The following is a 16,340-nucleotide window of genomic DNA, read 5'->3' on the forward strand; positions in this document are numbered from 1 at the left end:
GGCCTATATATTGAGGACTTTCGCTACGGCGAGGTCTGCATGCATGCTTTCGAAGAATTTACAGGGTAGTGATTGGTTTTTATAATTCAATGGTATGTATAACCGGCCAGACCTAACTAGACAATATCCGTAGAAGGAAGCCGGCCCAGAGTTTCTTTTCGGGTCATTATTCAATCTACCTTTTATATCTAACGTTAAAATGGCGGAATCATATTAAAAGGCCAAATCTCATAGGATTTGGCCTTTTCTTTGTGGATTTACCGTCTTCTGCTTCGCTTTCGCAAAAACGATGGAATCTCAAGCGAGTCATCTGGCTGCTTGGTACCCCGATCGTAATTCGCGGGCTCCTCGTAGGCAGGCGGATTACTGTAGTTGCCCGATTGGCCATAGTTTCCGGACTGGCCGTAACTGCCGGTTTGGCTGTGGTTTTGAGCTTGGCCGTAATTTCCCGTTTCTGCATAGGCAATACGCTCTCGCTGTCTCGATTGAGAGTTGTATTTCTCACGTGAATTGGCAATCATGTCTCCAGGACGGCGTGATGTGTTCGTTGGCTGTGCTTCCTCAATATCATGATCGAAGCCGGTCGCAATGACGGTCACCATGATTTCATTTGTCAGGTTTTCATTGATGACCGACCCAAAAATCATGTTAAGCTGGTCATCTGTTGCCGCTGCCACAATGTCGGCGGCTTCCTGTACTTCATACAAACTAAGGTTCATGCCGCCTGTGATGTTCATCAGCACTCCTTTCGCGCCATTGATGCTTGTTTCTAGCAATGGGGAGGAAATGGCCTTTTTGGCAGCATCGGCAGCACGGTTTTCGCCTGAAGCGACACCGATGCCCATTAGCGCCGTTCCTTTGTTTGACATGATCGTTTTCACGTCAGCAAAGTCGAGGTTGATCAAGCCTGGCACGGCGATCAAATCTGAAATGCCCTGGACACCCTGCCTGAGAACATTGTCTGCCTCACGGAAGGCTTCAATCATCGGCGTTTTCTTGTCGACGATTTGCAGCAACCGCTCGTTTGGAATGATGATTAACGTATTGACGGCTTTCTTCATCTCTTCAATTCCGGCTGCCGCATTTTGTGCCCGCTTGCGGCCTTCAAAAGTGAACGGACGAGTCACCACTCCAATTGTAAGTGCACCAAGTTCACGCGCTATATGGGCAATCTCCGGCGCAGCTCCGGTCCCTGTTCCGCCTCCCATTCCGGCAGTTACGAACACCATGTCCGCACCTTCCAGAGCATCCCTGATTTGCTTCCTGCTTTCTTCAACAGCCTTTCTGCCGATTTCAGGATTGGCACCGGCCCCCAGGCCCCTGGTCAGCGAACCGCCGATTTGCATAGTGACCTCTGCTTTTGACATGTTGAGAGCCTGCGCATCTGTATTCACAGAAATGAACTCTACTCCCTGCACACCGTCCTCAATCATCCTATTCACGGCATTATTTCCGCCGCCGCCTACACCAATTACTTTTATAGTCGCAAATTGATCGATATTAGTATCGAATTCTAGCATATATAGTCCCCCTAATTAGCTTCTGATATTGCCCCCTATTTCTCACTATACCTATAAAATTCTCCACTGGCTTGGAAATTCCGTCTTTTCCTGCGATTTGTTAAACAAATGTAAACCTACAGTAATAAAGTGTCATTCTTGGTGTAAGTGATGCACCAGGCATTCGGTAAGAGTTTAGGAATAAATCTGTGAAGAAATACACTTAAATTATCCTGCTTATCGAGTAAAATACGAGCTGCTAAAAAGAAGTTTTCTTCACAAACTTCTTAGGTATAAAAATAAAATGCGATGCCCTTTAAAGCATCGCAACATTTTACCAAAAAAGTTCTACCTTAATTCTAACTTAGTTGATTCCACTTTTAGAGTCTCTCTATTTGTAAATAGTGATTTTAATTTTACCTCCCTTGATTATGACAGTTTTAGGATCTTGAACCTAAAACAATTATCTATTTTCCCTCAGTTTTTTCGTTCATTACCCCTTTTAAAATTCCCAGTTATCTTCGCCATTACGATTTGCTCTTCCGTTGAATTTTCAGCAGCATTTATTCTCTTTAGGAACTTCTCCGCTTCTGTACCTTTTAAGATCTTTACCTTCCGACCATAATAATCCAAAAAGACTGTATTATCTTTTGTCACTCGAAAACTAAAAGGTTCGTCACCTAAACGATTTCTTCTATCGATATTATTCATTTAAACTTTTATCATCCTTATACAAATTTAGTATTTAAGAATTTAAGCTTAATTGCCGAATTTAGATCAGATTTTCTCAAATATAGAAAGCCCACATTTCTTCTTAAACATTCCTGCCTGGTATGAATTCAACAAAAAAGTACTTACTCACATTTAATCCACGCACTCGTTATTTTTCTAAGAATGCTTTTTTCTTACTCAAATGACTCGGCAGTATCAATCATTTTTTCCTTGGTCCCATTTTCTTCTGAATAGGATGTCAAAATGTAATGGTAATCACCATCAGTCCAATGAAGCGAGGATCCAGGTCCTTTTATATAGAAACCGTTATCTCCGTTAACCATAACAGCCTCTTTGTTTTGAAGATTTTTGTATTCAACCGGGGGTGGTTGAATAGTCAATGAAAATTGCATTCCCCCTTCTTTTCCCTTGAAAATGATCTCGAATATATCTGTTTCATGAGGAGGGGTAACTCTTTCGTACCCTACTATGGTCATAGGAAATTTAGTCGGAAGCTTTGGCGCGATTCCTTCCTCTTTTAATTCCTCTTTTAGTGTCGTGTGGTCAAACCTTTCCTCTTTCTGACTGCATCCCAATACGATAAAGGGGACTAATAAAAATAACAAAGATAATACCCTTTTCATGGACATACCCCTTTCAAATACCTTAAGGATATTTATTTACTCAAAATCCCAATTAGAGTAGTTTATTTAATGTATTCGATCAACCAACAATCCCGATATTCCCCTTCATGGAGTTCACGTTTTGGGAGTAGTTTTACTTTTTTGAAACCAGATTTTTCATAACATCTTAAAGCCCTCTCATTCCTAACTTGAGGGTCCATAACTAATCGGTCAGCTTTTTTATGATTAATTAGGAATTCAACCATAGAGGTAACAAGTAATGTGCCGATTCCTTTATTCCAATATTCTGCTTCACCTATGAATTGATCGATCCCATAAATATTTCCATTTAAGTATCCATATACATTTTTAGTGTCACTATCTAAATTATAATATTGGATATATCCAATTTCCTTACCATCAAATTCTACAATACATTTAACTGTATCATCTTCAGGATTGTAAAAAACATCATTTACTTTCCCTATATCAAATGGGTTATCTCTTCCTTCATAAAATTCAAGAACAGACGGGTCTGAAAGCCACTTGGATAATATATAATTATCCTTTACTTCTAATTTACGTACTTTTAAATGACCGTTTTGGAAAAGCATAAAAATTACCCCTCTTATTAAATTTTCCTGCTGGTTCAACCAATGTTATTTCAACGGGGTTTCATCTTTATTATTTAATGCCTCTGCCTGGCTCATAAAGTAATCCATATTGGCACTTATAGTCAACTTCAATCCTAATCCAACTTCACGAAGTGTTTTCCGTAAGTCTTCAAAGTTCTGTTTATCCTCTTCTGTTAATTCTGTAAAGCTATACAATTCATCATGTGGATATTGATTTAATTTGGAATACAAATGTCCAAGGACTTCCTTATCATTTTCCGAGAGCGTTCCTAATTGTTCTCCAGTAGTGATTCCAAGCCAGATACCATTTAATACATCGTCTAATTTGGCTGTAACCAGGTTTGGTTCAGGCCATTCATCATCCATTTGGTGGGCAATCAGGCCTTCCAACTCTACTAAGTTATTTTGGACCTCTGTAACAAGAACTTGCTCCTTCACGAAGTTCATCTTCATCATTCCCCAACCAACAATCATGACGAGTATTAGGTTTAACCCTATCGAAATACTGAGAAGTAATTTTCTTCTACCGCCCAATCAGACTCCTCCTTAACTATTGGAAAGACGTCGTTCCCATCCTTGAACGTCTTCACTCATTACTCCCATAACAAAAGCCGCCAAAACGGCAGCCGATCTTCAACATTGCAACGGTTAGCAAAAGTGCTTCCTATTTTCTTAATTCTTCAGACAAACCGTCATCATTTCCGTATTCGAACCTGGCGATTTTCCCTTCTTCTTTCGGGGAGAAAGAAACTTTTCCTTTTACATTCGCGGTATTTTCTTTACCGCTTTTCTTATAACCGACGATGGCAACGAAGGTATAAAGATTTTGATTATCCTTGTTTTGCTTGATCGTGACGTCCTTAAGGGTTAATTCATATTCATTTTCGTAAGCGAAGGTCTGGTATTGAGTACCCATTGCGGTTGCTATGAAGAAATCGAGCCCGGATTCTGTAAAGTAGGGGCCATAAACTTCTTCTACATACTGATCAAATTCTTTGTTTTCTTCTTTATTATTTACAACAGTCTTATATTTAGGATTCCACATTAGGTCCATATATTCCTCGTCTGGACCGGTAAACTGGTGTTCAAGAACTTTGGTGATTGCTTCTTTCTTACCCTCTTCCGATTTCGAACATGCTGCCATGAAAAGCCCCGAAACCATCAATAAGAGGATGATGAACCTCGTTTTTTTCATCATACCCAATCCCCCTTTATAGAAGTAATACGCTTCGAAAAGACAAAAGTTTCAGATTATTCATTTTTGGGCGGCTGTTATTTATAGGAGTCAATGTGCTTCGGTTAGTTTAGGCCATTAGTAATTGGGTAGATTAAAGTATGTTTGCTTGCTAACTAAGGACTGGATTCATAGGTGTTTAGCTGTATCTTGTTTCAGATTAATCCTTACACATTAAACAGCCCGCCATGGACGTCCTAATACAATAAGGAGTGAGAAATTTGAATAATACTTTTTACAATGGCTGGGATAGCATTCTTGGCAAATTGCCGAACGTGCTGATTGCACTTGCTGTTCTCCTGGTCGGATGGCTGGTTGCCAAGATCATCGAAAAGGCGGTTTATAAGGGACTGCAGAAAACCAGCCTCGATAACAAGCTTTTTTCGAATGTGAACAATAAGAAATATTCTGCTGAAAAAATCATCAGCAAGATTGTCTATGTACTGATTCTTGTTTTTGTCTTCATCATGTTCCTGAATATACTGGATTTATATGTTTTGACTGAGCCGCTTGTTGGGATGTTCTCAACGATTGCCGCGGCGATTCCAAATATCCTGAAAGCAGGCTTGATCCTGTTATTTGCATGGCTGATCGCATCAGCATTGAAATTCTTGATTCAAAAAGGCGGCAAGAAGCTTGGTGTCCATGAGAAATTAAGCAAGTACAAGCTTACGGAGGACAACCAGCAAACGACAAACGCTGTAGATACGGTCGCGAACATCGTATTCTACCTAGTTTTGCTGATGGCTTTGCCAGCCGTATTGTCTGCACTGAATCTTCGCGGAGTTTCTGAGCCATTTGAAAATATGATCGAGGGAATCCTCTCCTTCATTCCTAAATTATTCGCGGCAGCGCTGATTCTTTTAGTTGGCTACTTTGTTGCCAAAATCGTCCGCGATATCCTGACGAACTTTTTGCAAAGCATTGGCACAGAAAAATTAGTCCAGCGTTTTGGACTGTCCCGTTTATTCGAAGGCACAAGCCTTTCACGCGTGATTGGCACAGTTGCTTTTGTACTGATTTTGATCCCTACCGTCATCGCTGCTCTTGAGCGTCTTGATGTGAAAGGAATTTCTCAACCGGCAATCGCGATGCTCAATGACATCCTGACGATGATCCCGAATATCGTTGTTGCCATCATCCTTGTCATGATTGGACTATGGCTCGGAAAATGGCTGAAAAAATTCACGGCTGATTTGTTAAGAAGAATTGGCTTCGACTCTTATTTTAAAGGTATGGGTCTGGCAAGCACCACAGGCCGTCCCAACTCATTAAGCCTGTCCGAAGTAGTCGGCTATATCGTACAGGTCATCGTTGTCCTGTTGTTTGTGGCTGAAGCATTGAATGTAGTCAAACTTGATTTCTTCGTCGACCTTGCACGCGGTGTGATTGCGTATCTGCCGCATGTCATCGCAGCGATTGTCATCCTTGGTGTTGGCCTGTGGCTTGGCAGCCTTGTGAAGCGAGTGCTCAGCAGCATCCTTCAGGGTGATTCTTCCAATGTGCTGGCAACGGTCGCAAAATATGCGATTATCACCATCACCGTCTTTATGGCGCTGGATCAGCTTGGAGTCGCACCAGCAATTGTAAATGCGGCGTTCATCCTGACGCTTGGCGGACTGGCACTGGCATTCGGTCTAGCATTCGGGCTTGGCGGCAAAAACTTTGCTTCCAAGTACCTGACAAAGCTTGATGATAAAATTGAAAGAACCAGCATCGACCAGGAAGCGGTCCAGCAGCAGAAAATAAAAAAGAACAACCCGAACCCTGCGACACCGCCAAACTTGAATAACCTGAACCAGAGTCCTGGTACAACCAACATGACTGACCAGAACTCAGGTTATCCGCCAAATTTGAATAACCAAAACCCTGGAACTCCCCCGAACTTGAACAACCATGGCGGAAACAATAACCCAATGGACCCTGATAATGATAACAATCCGTTGAAGCCATAAAAATAAGCAAAAAAAGCTCAGGAATTGAACTGCATCACGTTTAGACTTAATCGGGATGCAGTTCAACATTCTCTGAGCGTTATTTATGTATTTTGCTTTGAAACAGCCTGCAGCATATGGAGTTAGCGGGTTTAATTCTTTATTCACAAATCACCTCTAACGTCAACCTCGTTGACAAAACTAATCATAAGTGTTATTATAAACTTGGTTGACAATTTTATGTAGGGGTGAGCAAATGTTTAGTATAGGAGATATGGTGATCTATTCAGCACATGGCATTTGTAAAATTGATGATATCTGTGAAAAAACAGTGTTAGGTGTGACAAGACCGTACTATGTATTACACCCAATGAATGACAATCATCAATTGACTCTAAGTGTTCCAGTTCATAGTGATAAAGTAGCCCTTCATGAAATGGTCCAAAAAGAAGATGCCCGGGAGATTCTTGATTCCTTTAGGTATGCAGGAATTGACTGGAATGACAAACCCAATATACGACATAATTTATATTCTAAAGTTGTAAGCAACGGAGACAGAATCGAGATTGCAGGACTCATCAATACCCTCATGCGAAAAAAAATCGAAGCCGAGCAGAATGAAAAAAAGCTTTACGAACAGGACAGAAAAATATTGGATACTATACAAAGCATCCTTTTCAAAGAAATAGCCATTGCTCTGGATACCACTGTTGAAAGAATACATGAGCATGTCACAGGGCTGTTGAAGGAAAGTAATCAGGTAGTTAACTAAGGGACGGTCTTATGCTTCCAAAAGGAAGCATAAGATTCGTTCCATTTTTTATACATCCAGATTCCTTACATATACAGCATTTTCCTCAATAAATTGGCGTCGGGGTTCAACCTTATCCCCCATCAATAAGTCACATACCTCATCGGCCTCCCTGGCATCATCCAATGTGACTTGAAGCAACGTCCTAGTTTCCGGGTTCATGGTCGTTTCCCATAATTGTTCCGGGTTCATTTCTCCCAGTCCCTTGTACCGCTGCAAATTCGGTTTTGGTGTGCCTGGCAGTGACGCCAATGTGCTTTCCAGTTCAGCATCATTGTAAGCGTACTGTATATTCTTCCCCTGCTGGATTTTATATAATGGAGGCTGGGCAATATAGATATAGCCCTTTTCCAGTACAGTTCTCATAAATCGATAGAAAAATGTCAGCATGAGGATTCGGATATGCGCTCCGTCCACGTCTGCATCAGTCATGATGACAATTTTATGGTACCGTGCCCTTGAGATATCAAAGTTTTCCCCAATTCCTCCGCCGATTGCCTTGATCATTGTCCCAATTTCGGCATTTTGGAATATCCGGTCCATCGCGGCTTTTTCAACGTTCAGGATTTTCCCCCTGAGTGGCAGGACAGCCTGGAAATGGCGGTCACGTCCTCCCTTTGCAGACCCGCCAGCAGAGTTTCCTTCCACAATGTACAATTCACTAATGGATGGATCTTTGGAAGTACAGTCTGCAAGCTTACCCGGAAGTGTTGAAATTTCCAAAGCGCTTTTTCTTCTCGTCAATTCACGCGCACGCTTGGCAGCAATTCTCGCTTTTGAAGCAAGTGAACATTTCTCGGCGATTCTTTTTGCGATTGCAGGATTCTCCAGCAAAAACAGTTCAAGCCTCTCTGAAAGGATTGTATCGGTTGCTGATTTCACTTCAGAGTTGCCAAGTTTTGTTTTGGTTTGTCCTTCGAATTGCGGGTCTGGGTGCTTAACCGAAATGACAGCAGTCAGTCCTTCCCTGACGTCCTCCCCGGAAAAATTAGCTTCATTCTCTTTTAAGTTTCCGTTTTTCCTTGCGTACTCGTTCATCGTTCGGGTTAAAGCTGTTTTGAATCCCACTTCATGGGTTCCACCTTCATGTGTATGAATATTATTGGCGAATGAATATAGCATCTCCGCATACCCTTCGTTATACTGAAGGGCAATTTCCAAGGATATCCCTTTATGTTCACCTTCTATAAAAATCGGTTCATGAATTACGGTCTGCTTTTCATTTAAATGCTCAACATAAGACCTAATTCCACCCTCATAGTAATATTCATTCTTTCGCTGTTCACCGCGCTTATCAGAAATCGTGGTCATAATCCCCTTATTCAGGAAAGCCAGCTCACGAAGTCTTGATGAGAGAATGTCATAATCATACTCAAGCGTTTCTGTAAAAATTTCACCATCCGGTACAAAGTGAATGGTAGTGCCGGTATGGTTTGTTTCCCCTACTGTTTTTAATTCCCCTTGAGGGACCCCGCGGACAAAACTCTGGTAATGGATCTTTCCCTCCCGGTGGACATATACCTCGAGTAATGAAGATAAGGCATTGACGACAGATGCCCCGACACCGTGCAATCCCCCAGATACTTTATACCCGCCCCCGCCGAATTTGCCGCCAGCATGGAGTACGGTCAAAATGACTTCGACGGCCGGTTTTCCTTCCTTCTCATGAATTCCAACCGGGATACCCCGGCCATTATCCGTAACCTTAATACTATTATCTTCTTCAATCGTGACGTGGATCTCATCACAATATCCTGCAAGGGCTTCATCCACGCTATTATCCACAATCTCCCAGACCAGATGATGCAATCCCCTCCCGGATGTTGAGCCAATGTACATTCCGGGCCGCTTCCGGACAGCTTCAAGCCCTTCCAATACCTGTATCTGATTGGCGTCATACGCCTGCTCTTGAACTCCTGCTTGTGTCATGCAAATGTAATCCCCTTCACGTTCCCTATCGTACATAATAGGATTAATTGTCAATAAAGTTGACAATTAAAGTGTATTAAAAAACCCTCTTATTGTCAACTTGATTGACAATAAGAGGGTTACTTTTAATCATCCAGATTCCAATCCATCTTCAAAATTTCTTTAAGGAGCCTCACTTGCTCAGACCCGATTTTTTCTGTTATTTTCTTTTCCAGGCCAGCCTTGAGCATTTCATTTTTTTCATAGCATTCTTCGCCAAGAGTGGTTAGCCTTATCCATTTTTCCTTTTTGTTATTTTCCAGGTTGTTGACTTCGACTAATCCTTTTTCAGCAAGGTTTTTGATGAATTTATGTATGGCCTGACGGGAAATTTCAACATTTTTATTAATATAAGAAATGGTTGGCTGCTTTTTATAAATCCTCGCCATGATATACCATTCAGAATTTGAAATATAAATATCACTCTGGTTGTTCCAGGCTTTCTCTGAGATTTTACGAAGAAGCGTATGACGCTCACTCAATAGATCAACCAGGTCTAAATTTACTAATTCAGAGTTTACACTCAATGGACTCACCTCAATCCCTTTTCTTCTCCACTACTATACAACAATTGCGGTCAGGGACAAACATTTTTTTACCGGTGATTGAATCAGCCTTTTCCTCCTAAAAAAAACAGCCCAATTCATTTGGACTGCTGCGGGTATGTATTTATGTAGTTAACTGAAATTGTCGATGAAAAAGATGACGAGAAAAACGATGAAGGCATAAAAACTAAGATGCAGCAGCACAGTAGTGAAAAAATCCTTCAATTTATCAAATGAAAAAGGTTCACTCTTTCTTGTCCTTGCTCTCATAGCCAGCCTGTCCCCCTTAGCAAAACTACCCATTAAGTCCATTTTTTTCTTTTTAATCATAGCATAATCCAGCTTGTTTGTGGCTGATAATTTACAAAGCAGCAATTTAAATCCAAAAGAATAACCCTCTAAGAAGAGGGTTATCTTTGGCCATATGTTTTGAATTTCTCTGACAATCGAGCCATTTCTTCATCTGAAAGCAATGTTGGCTCACCTATCGCTTTGGCCTGGTAAAAAATCTGGGCACTGAATTCGATTTCTTCCGCGACAGTGAATGCTGTTTCGATATTATGCGCTCCGGCAATCAATCCATGATTCGCAAGCAGGACCGCCCTTCTGTCCACCATGCCCTCAAAGGCCTTTTCCGCCAGCTCTTTCGTCCCGAATGTTGCGTAAGGAGCACATCTTACATTCGGGCCGGCAAACGCCACCAAGTAGGATACCGGCGGAATATCCCAGCCCAGGGCCGAGATTGTTTTGGCATATGGCGAGTGGGTGTGGACAAGCGCGCCTATATCTTCGCGGCGCTGGTAAAAAACCAGATGCATATCCAGCTCGCTCGATGGCTTCTTGCTCCCATCAACAACCTCGCCATCCAGATTAATGACCACGACGTCTTCAGGCTTCGTTTCGAAGTAATCAATCCCGCTTGGACTGATGGCAACCAGCTGCTTTTCCCGGTTGAAAATGCTGATATTACCGCCAGTTCCCTTTGTGAGCCCACTTGTGATGATTTTCTTGCCGTACTCTACGACTTTCATCCGTTCTTCCAGAAGCAACATATTCTGCGCCTCTCTTTCCCTAAGGCTGTTTTCGTAATGATTGTTGTTAAAATCCTAAAGCCGATTTTAACGTATGATTAGGCATTTTGCTGGTCGGTATCTAGTTTGCAAGCTCTTTTCTCGTCTAAATCGTCCATTTAGCGAAGTTACCTAGGTCATTCAATGCATTTTTACAGCAAATAGCTACAAAGTTTTAGAAAAGAGCCTTCCCTAAAGATTACGGTCTTATTATCGCATATTATGGCTTGATGCTGAATCCTTTAATACTTGTAAAAACTGTTCACCTGTTTTGCAGGCAGCTGAATTCAGGATGAACTGCTTCGCCGCTGTCAGGCAGATTCTCTCGGCTGTTACGCGCTGATGTTCATCGGCAATGGAAGTTAAATCCTTCACTTTTGCCAATCCCGCAATACGGCGGATCATCTCCATTCCCGTAACTGCCGCTGTATCCTGGAGAACAGCGTCCAGGTACCAGCGGTCGAAACCCTGCTCCTTGGCCATGATTTCCGTCACGTTTTCCTTCCAGCTGGTTAGGAATTTCTCGGTAAATAGATCGACTGTATCCTTGATCGTCTGCTCCAGCCATTCGCTAAACTTCTCGTCAGCATTCGTCACATATGCCCTTGTCCACGCAAACATCAGGTTGGCAATCACGTTTCCTGCGTCATATCCCATTGGCCCGTAGAACGCGAACTCCGGATCGATTACTTTTGTAGAATCTTCTTTTACAAAAACAGAACCAGAATGAAGGTCGCCATGAACAAGTGCCTGGGCATTGGTCATGAACGCAAACTTCAGCTTGGCTGCTTCGAAGCGTAATTGATCGTCACCATAGATGTTCTCCTCAATCCACTCCTTATTGGCAGGAAACAAATCATTACGGCTGTTATGGTCTGTAAAAGGTTCTGAGTATACGAGGTCCTCAGAAATTTCGCATAATTCCGGATTGATATAATCCTGAACAAGTGCCTTCTTCGCTTTATGCTCCATGACTACATCGGAAGTCAGCAATAGTGTATTCACCATGAATGTCGTCAGGTCATCCGCAAGCCTGGGAAACATTCTTCCCTCATTGAGAGCCGTACGCAGGATTGTATGATCAGAAAGATCCTCCATCACACAGCAATTCATTACATCATCATACAGGTACACATCAGGCACCAATCCCGGAGCCAGCTCACCCTCAAGCTTCAGCACATTCGACTCGATCCGGATGCGGTTGGTTGACAGCTTGAACTCGTCGGAAATCCTCGCCGTATCCCCAGCCTGTTTGACAATCAGTGATTTCCCGGTCTGTTCATCGCGAACACGGAACACATAGTTCAAATTTCCATCGCCTATTTCATCACAGCTTAAATTCGCTTCTCTATCAAAAAAGTCGGTCTTTGCTTTTACATAAGGAATGACCTCATCTGCATTCATCAGAAAATACGTATTAAAATTTGTCATGATGTCCATTACCCCTTCCCGTGGAACAATTATAGAAATCTTTTAAAAATTATTATAGCTTAAGATTGTATTTCGGGGCACTAAAATCCATCTGGAATCATAAAAAGAAGACAGCTTTCCTGCCTTCTTTACAAGAGATTTTATTACCCGCAAGGCAGAAGGATTGTGAAGGTCGTGCCCTTGCCTTCTTCACTCTCGACATTAATTTTGCCTCTCATTCTTTGGACGATATCATAGGAGATCATCATCCCAAGGCCGGTGCCTTTTTCCTTTGTTGAGTAATAAGGGTGACCGATCCGGGCGAGTTGCTCCTTTGTCATGCCGATGCCCTCATCACGGAACTCGATCCTTACATTGTCCTTGTCAACCTTGGCGATGATGAAAATACTTCCGCCCGAAGGCATTGCTTCAATCCCGTTTTTCAGGATATTGATGAATACCTGCCTGAGTTCATGCGCATCTCCCTTGATGCAGAGATTCTTATCGATTGCTTCTACCAATTCTGTATTGCCGAGATGGGAATAGGATCTCATGAACGCAGTCGTTTCTTTCAAAATGGCACTCAGGTCGATTTGATCCATCGATCCTGTATTTGGTTTGGCCAGCGCCAGGAAATTATTGATGATTGTCTGGGTTCGGTCAAGCTCCTGAAGAGAAATGGTAATGAAGAGATTCTGGTCGTCACTCAGGTTCCTTTCTCCCTGCAGGACTTGCATGAAGCCTCTGATTGTCGTCATCGGGTTACGGATTTCATGGGCAACCGATGCAGCAAGCTGACTGATGGCCGAGAATTTCTCCGCCTTGTGAAGTTCATGCATAAGCTTGAGCTGTAAATTGGTCATTTCAATGATATATATGAATAGCGATAAGGCAATGAATGAAACGAGCGAAAAGACAACCAAATACATGTAGTCGCCTGCATGGCCAGATTTAATCAATGCAGCAAGCCTTGTAGCGGTAACTAAACCATAGACAAAGAGCCCAAACGCGATTCTCCGATTGACCGTCGATGTTTTATAAGGCTTCTCAATCGCAAAAAACAGAATGATGATAACCCCGTAATTGACGGCTACAATCGGCAGTCTTTCTATCTCAACCAGGCTTTGTAACAGCAGCAGCACCATTGCAATTAAAAGCCCATCCGTCCTGCTTAAATAAAAGAAGGCAATAAAGACAGGAATCAGCTTAAAATCGAACTCCATGCCGCCATGGAACCTGACAGGCAATGCCATTGTGACTAACAGCGTCGCCAAGATTGCCATTTTAAAGATTTGTTTCTTATATACCGAGCGCTTCTGCATCCACAAAAAGTTATACATGAAGCCGAGTGAGAGTATGATGAAAAAATGCAAGATCAAATCTTTAATGAAATCTATCATTTTATCCCCCGGAATTCTTATGATTAAGAATAATGACCTATATCTATTATCCACCTGACTTAACGATTCTTCAACGGAAAATTCTGAAATTATTAGGTTTCTTCCAAAATTTTAAAATAAACTTTTTTCACAGTGCCTCTAAATCTTATGCTATAATGAAAACAACCATTGCTTTACCAAAGTAAAAACCCCACTCGTTTCGAGTGGGGTTTTTTGCAATGTTTATTAGCTCTGTTATCGTCCATTGGTGATTTTTGTATAGACAGGACAATTCATAACTTTTCCGTTTAGTTTTCAACACTGTCAGATCAACAGTCTAGTTCACCAGAATCAAATATAAAAAAACAAGCCCTGATCAAATCAGGACTTGTTTGTATGGGCTAATCCGTTATTATAGTTTTGTAACGTTAGCTGCTTGTGGTCCACGAGCACCTTGCTCAACGTCGAAAGATACTTCTTGGCCTTCTTCAAGAGTCTTGAAGCCTTCGCCTTGGATAGCTGAGAAGTGTACGAATACGTCTTCTCCACCTTCACGCTCGATGAATCCGAAACCTTTTTCTGCATTGAACCATTTTACTTTACCGTTTTCCATTTTTGTTGCCTCCCAGTGTGATATCCACACAATTTGTTACTATTCTTGTCTCAGTGATATCCAGGCGAATCAAGCAGTGCATGTTCTTTCCTTGCATACCGAACAAAAATAATTCTCCCTTAGAATAACAGAATTAAAGGCATAGTGCAAGCGTTAAGGGAGTTGGGAAAATTAGGAGTGCCAAAAAAACGGTTATGGATTAACAAATGGGGATCATGAAAATGTGATATAATAAAGGTAACATGAAAGGGCGTGGCTAATTGAAAAGCGCAAGCAACCTTTATAAATCTGGTCAATCTGTCAGTATCAAAGAAACCGGCGAAACAGTGACAATCATGAAGTCTCAATATGTGAAAAACATGAAAAGATATTCATACACTGTCAAAGAACATCCCAGCACTTTTTATTTTGAGGAGGAGCTGGAGAAAAGCTAGAAGCTGGTTTCCTTGCTTCTTTTTTTTTGATTATACGCTCCATGTCAACTCCTAAGCGTGCGCCTTTTAGCACGCTTTTTTCATCACGATTTCCTCTCCAATCACATCCTGATCGATCACTAATTACTTTTTTCCTATTAAACCCTTATTAGGCAAAAATAAACTCTATCTAAACTACTTATTTAGCAACTCGAAATTTGTCTATTAAATAGGCATCTTACTCTATTAACTGTTTTTATAATATTCCGTAAAATAGAGTTGAATCTATTAATAGGAGGAATGACAATGACTTTGAAGAAGAAGGTTCTTTCCGTATCCTTATCAAGCATGATGGCATTAGGCGCCGTGACTGCAATAGCTCTGCCGGCAGGTGCTGTCGGTAATGGGCCGAATACCGGCAATGGATCCATCCAGACATCGATTTTGCATACATATGAGAGTTTAGTTGATTACCTGAAGACCCAGGATGCCAAGCAGGAGGCAATGGAACTGGAGGTGATTGGCCAGACGGTGAAAGGCCGTGATATTTACATGGCTAAGTATATCTCCAATCCTGAAAACCCAACCATCTTGTTCCTGACCCAGCAGCATGGGAATGAGCAGCTGACAACCGAGGGAGCGATGGAATTCATCAAACATCTAGGTACTGCTAAAACGGGCGGTGTACTTGAGAATGTGAATGTTCTTGTCATCCCAATGCTCAATGCAGATGGCGCAATGGGCGATGTCGACTTCTCACTTGAAGACTATCTTGCTGATGGCGACCGCCACCTGACTCGCTATAATGCGAACAAGATTGACCTTAACCGTGAGCATGATAAGGTAACCAGCGAAATGCAGCCTGAAGCCCGTGCGCTTCATGAAAATGTTTTTGCTAAATATGATATCGATTACATGATCGACCTCCATCACCAGGGTACCCTCAGCGAAACAGAAGGCGAGCTTGTTTCAGGTTCCATTTTGTATCCTACGAACGAAGCCGTGAAGCCAGAGGTACTAGAAGGCTCGAAAAAGCTCGGCTCAATCGTATACAATACCCTTGAGGAAAAAGGCTGGGGACATATCGGGAAGTATGTCGGCGGCAACGGAGCGAACATCGGCCGTAATGGCGCGGCTGTCCGCTATGATATTTCAACACTCCTGTTCGAAATGCGCGGAATGTCCGATCATTATTACGAGCCTTATGCATTAGGGCAAAAGAGCAATGGCTATCTGATCAAGCAGACGATCACCACACTTGATGCAACGGTAAAAGCCATTGCTGATGGCTCGATCGAGACAGCTGATACGAGCTTCTGGGATACGCTTCCTGAGCAGTCAAACAGACAGAGTGAGGAAGACGAATAAACTTTTCAACAGTGTGGCCCCTCGGGGATCACACTGTTTTATTTTGTCATCGAACAGAACACGACATTTATAGGGATAGGAGCGGTGCCTGTGGTTTCGTATGATAAAAGTAAACCTTTACAGGAGG

16 protein-coding genes are annotated in these 16,340 nt (G+C 42.2%); 3 read left to right on the top strand and 13 right to left on the bottom strand.

From position 1 onward, the window contains the following. Positions 1-257: 257 nt before the first annotated feature. The 6 genes from ftsZ to M3593_RS21560 form a co-directional block, all read right to left on the bottom strand. Complete coding sequence (gene ftsZ, locus M3593_RS21535; protein ID WP_251544810.1) at positions 258-1,520, bottom strand: cell division protein FtsZ; 1,263 nt, start codon at positions 1,518-1,520, stop codon at positions 258-260. Positions 1,521-1,976: 456 nt separating this feature from the next. Further along, positions 1,977-2,210, bottom strand: coding sequence for a hypothetical protein (locus M3593_RS21540; protein WP_251544811.1), 234 nt, complete (start codon positions 2,208-2,210; stop codon positions 1,977-1,979). Between the two features lie 194 nt (positions 2,211-2,404). Then, positions 2,405-2,854, bottom strand: coding sequence for a hypothetical protein (locus M3593_RS21545; RefSeq protein WP_251544812.1), 450 nt, complete (start codon positions 2,852-2,854; stop codon positions 2,405-2,407). A 62-nt stretch (positions 2,855-2,916) separates the two neighbouring features. Next, positions 2,917-3,447 carry a GNAT family N-acetyltransferase gene (locus M3593_RS21550; protein ID WP_144481214.1) on the bottom strand — a complete coding sequence of 177 codons (531 nt, stop codon included), beginning with the start codon at positions 3,445-3,447 and terminating at the stop codon, positions 2,917-2,919. A gap of 45 nt (positions 3,448-3,492) precedes the next feature. Next, the gene (locus tag M3593_RS21555) at positions 3,493-4,002 is read right to left on the bottom strand and encodes a hypothetical protein (RefSeq protein WP_251544813.1); all 510 of its coding nucleotides are present in this window, start codon (positions 4,000-4,002) and stop codon (positions 3,493-3,495) included. A 130-nt stretch (positions 4,003-4,132) separates the two neighbouring features. Continuing rightward, on the bottom strand, positions 4,133-4,666 hold the full coding sequence (locus M3593_RS21560) for a hypothetical protein (protein ID WP_251544814.1): 534 nt from the start codon (positions 4,664-4,666) through the stop codon (positions 4,133-4,135). 257 nt (positions 4,667-4,923) lie between these two features. On the opposite strand from M3593_RS21560, the gene M3593_RS21565 reads away from it, so the two are divergent. Both M3593_RS21565 and M3593_RS21570 read left to right on the top strand, forming a co-directional pair. Next, positions 4,924-6,657 (top strand): mechanosensitive ion channel, encoded by a 1,734-nt coding sequence (locus M3593_RS21565; RefSeq protein ID WP_144481217.1) that lies wholly within the window; start codon positions 4,924-4,926, stop codon positions 6,655-6,657. Between the two features lie 235 nt (positions 6,658-6,892). Further along, on the top strand, positions 6,893-7,408 hold the full coding sequence (locus M3593_RS21570; RefSeq protein ID WP_144481218.1) for a CarD family transcriptional regulator: 516 nt from the start codon (positions 6,893-6,895) through the stop codon (positions 7,406-7,408). A gap of 48 nt (positions 7,409-7,456) precedes the next feature. Here the strand turns inward: M3593_RS21570 and gyrB are convergent, their stop codons facing one another. From gyrB to M3593_RS21605, 7 genes are all read right to left on the bottom strand, one after another. Beyond that, entirely contained in the window at positions 7,457-9,376 is a 1,920-nt protein-coding gene (gyrB, locus tag M3593_RS21575) for a DNA topoisomerase (ATP-hydrolyzing) subunit B (protein WP_251544815.1), read from the bottom strand. A gap of 125 nt (positions 9,377-9,501) precedes the next feature. After that, a complete protein-coding gene (locus tag M3593_RS21580) occupies positions 9,502-9,942 on the bottom strand; it encodes a MarR family winged helix-turn-helix transcriptional regulator (protein ID WP_251544816.1) in 441 nt (146 codons plus the stop codon). 150 nt (positions 9,943-10,092) lie between these two features. Then, positions 10,093-10,290, bottom strand: coding sequence for a hypothetical protein (locus M3593_RS21585; protein WP_144481221.1), 198 nt, complete (start codon positions 10,288-10,290; stop codon positions 10,093-10,095). A gap of 80 nt (positions 10,291-10,370) precedes the next feature. Beyond that, complete coding sequence (locus tag M3593_RS21590) at positions 10,371-11,012, bottom strand: L-fuculose-phosphate aldolase (RefSeq protein WP_144481222.1); 642 nt, start codon at positions 11,010-11,012, stop codon at positions 10,371-10,373. Positions 11,013-11,240: 228 nt separating this feature from the next. Beyond that, positions 11,241-12,461: an S-methyl-5-thioribose kinase gene (mtnK, locus tag M3593_RS21595; RefSeq protein ID WP_251544817.1), complete on the bottom strand. Its 1,221-nt coding sequence runs from the start codon at positions 12,459-12,461 to the stop codon at positions 11,241-11,243. Between the two features lie 143 nt (positions 12,462-12,604). Beyond that, positions 12,605-13,840, bottom strand: coding sequence for an ATP-binding protein (locus M3593_RS21600; protein WP_251544818.1), 1,236 nt, complete (start codon positions 13,838-13,840; stop codon positions 12,605-12,607). Between the two features lie 391 nt (positions 13,841-14,231). Then, positions 14,232-14,432: a cold-shock protein gene (locus tag M3593_RS21605; protein ID WP_023626356.1), complete on the bottom strand. Its 201-nt coding sequence runs from the start codon at positions 14,430-14,432 to the stop codon at positions 14,232-14,234. Positions 14,433-15,151: 719 nt separating this feature from the next. On the opposite strand from M3593_RS21605, the gene M3593_RS21610 reads away from it, so the two are divergent. After that, complete coding sequence (locus M3593_RS21610) at positions 15,152-16,213, top strand: M14 family zinc carboxypeptidase (protein ID WP_144481225.1); 1,062 nt, start codon at positions 15,152-15,154, stop codon at positions 16,211-16,213. The last annotated feature ends 127 nt before the right edge of the window (positions 16,214-16,340 follow it).

The organism is Mesobacillus sp. MER 48 (assembly GCF_023714225.1).
GTDB lineage: Bacteria > Bacillota > Bacilli > Bacillales > Cytobacillaceae > Mesobacillus > Mesobacillus oceanisediminis_A.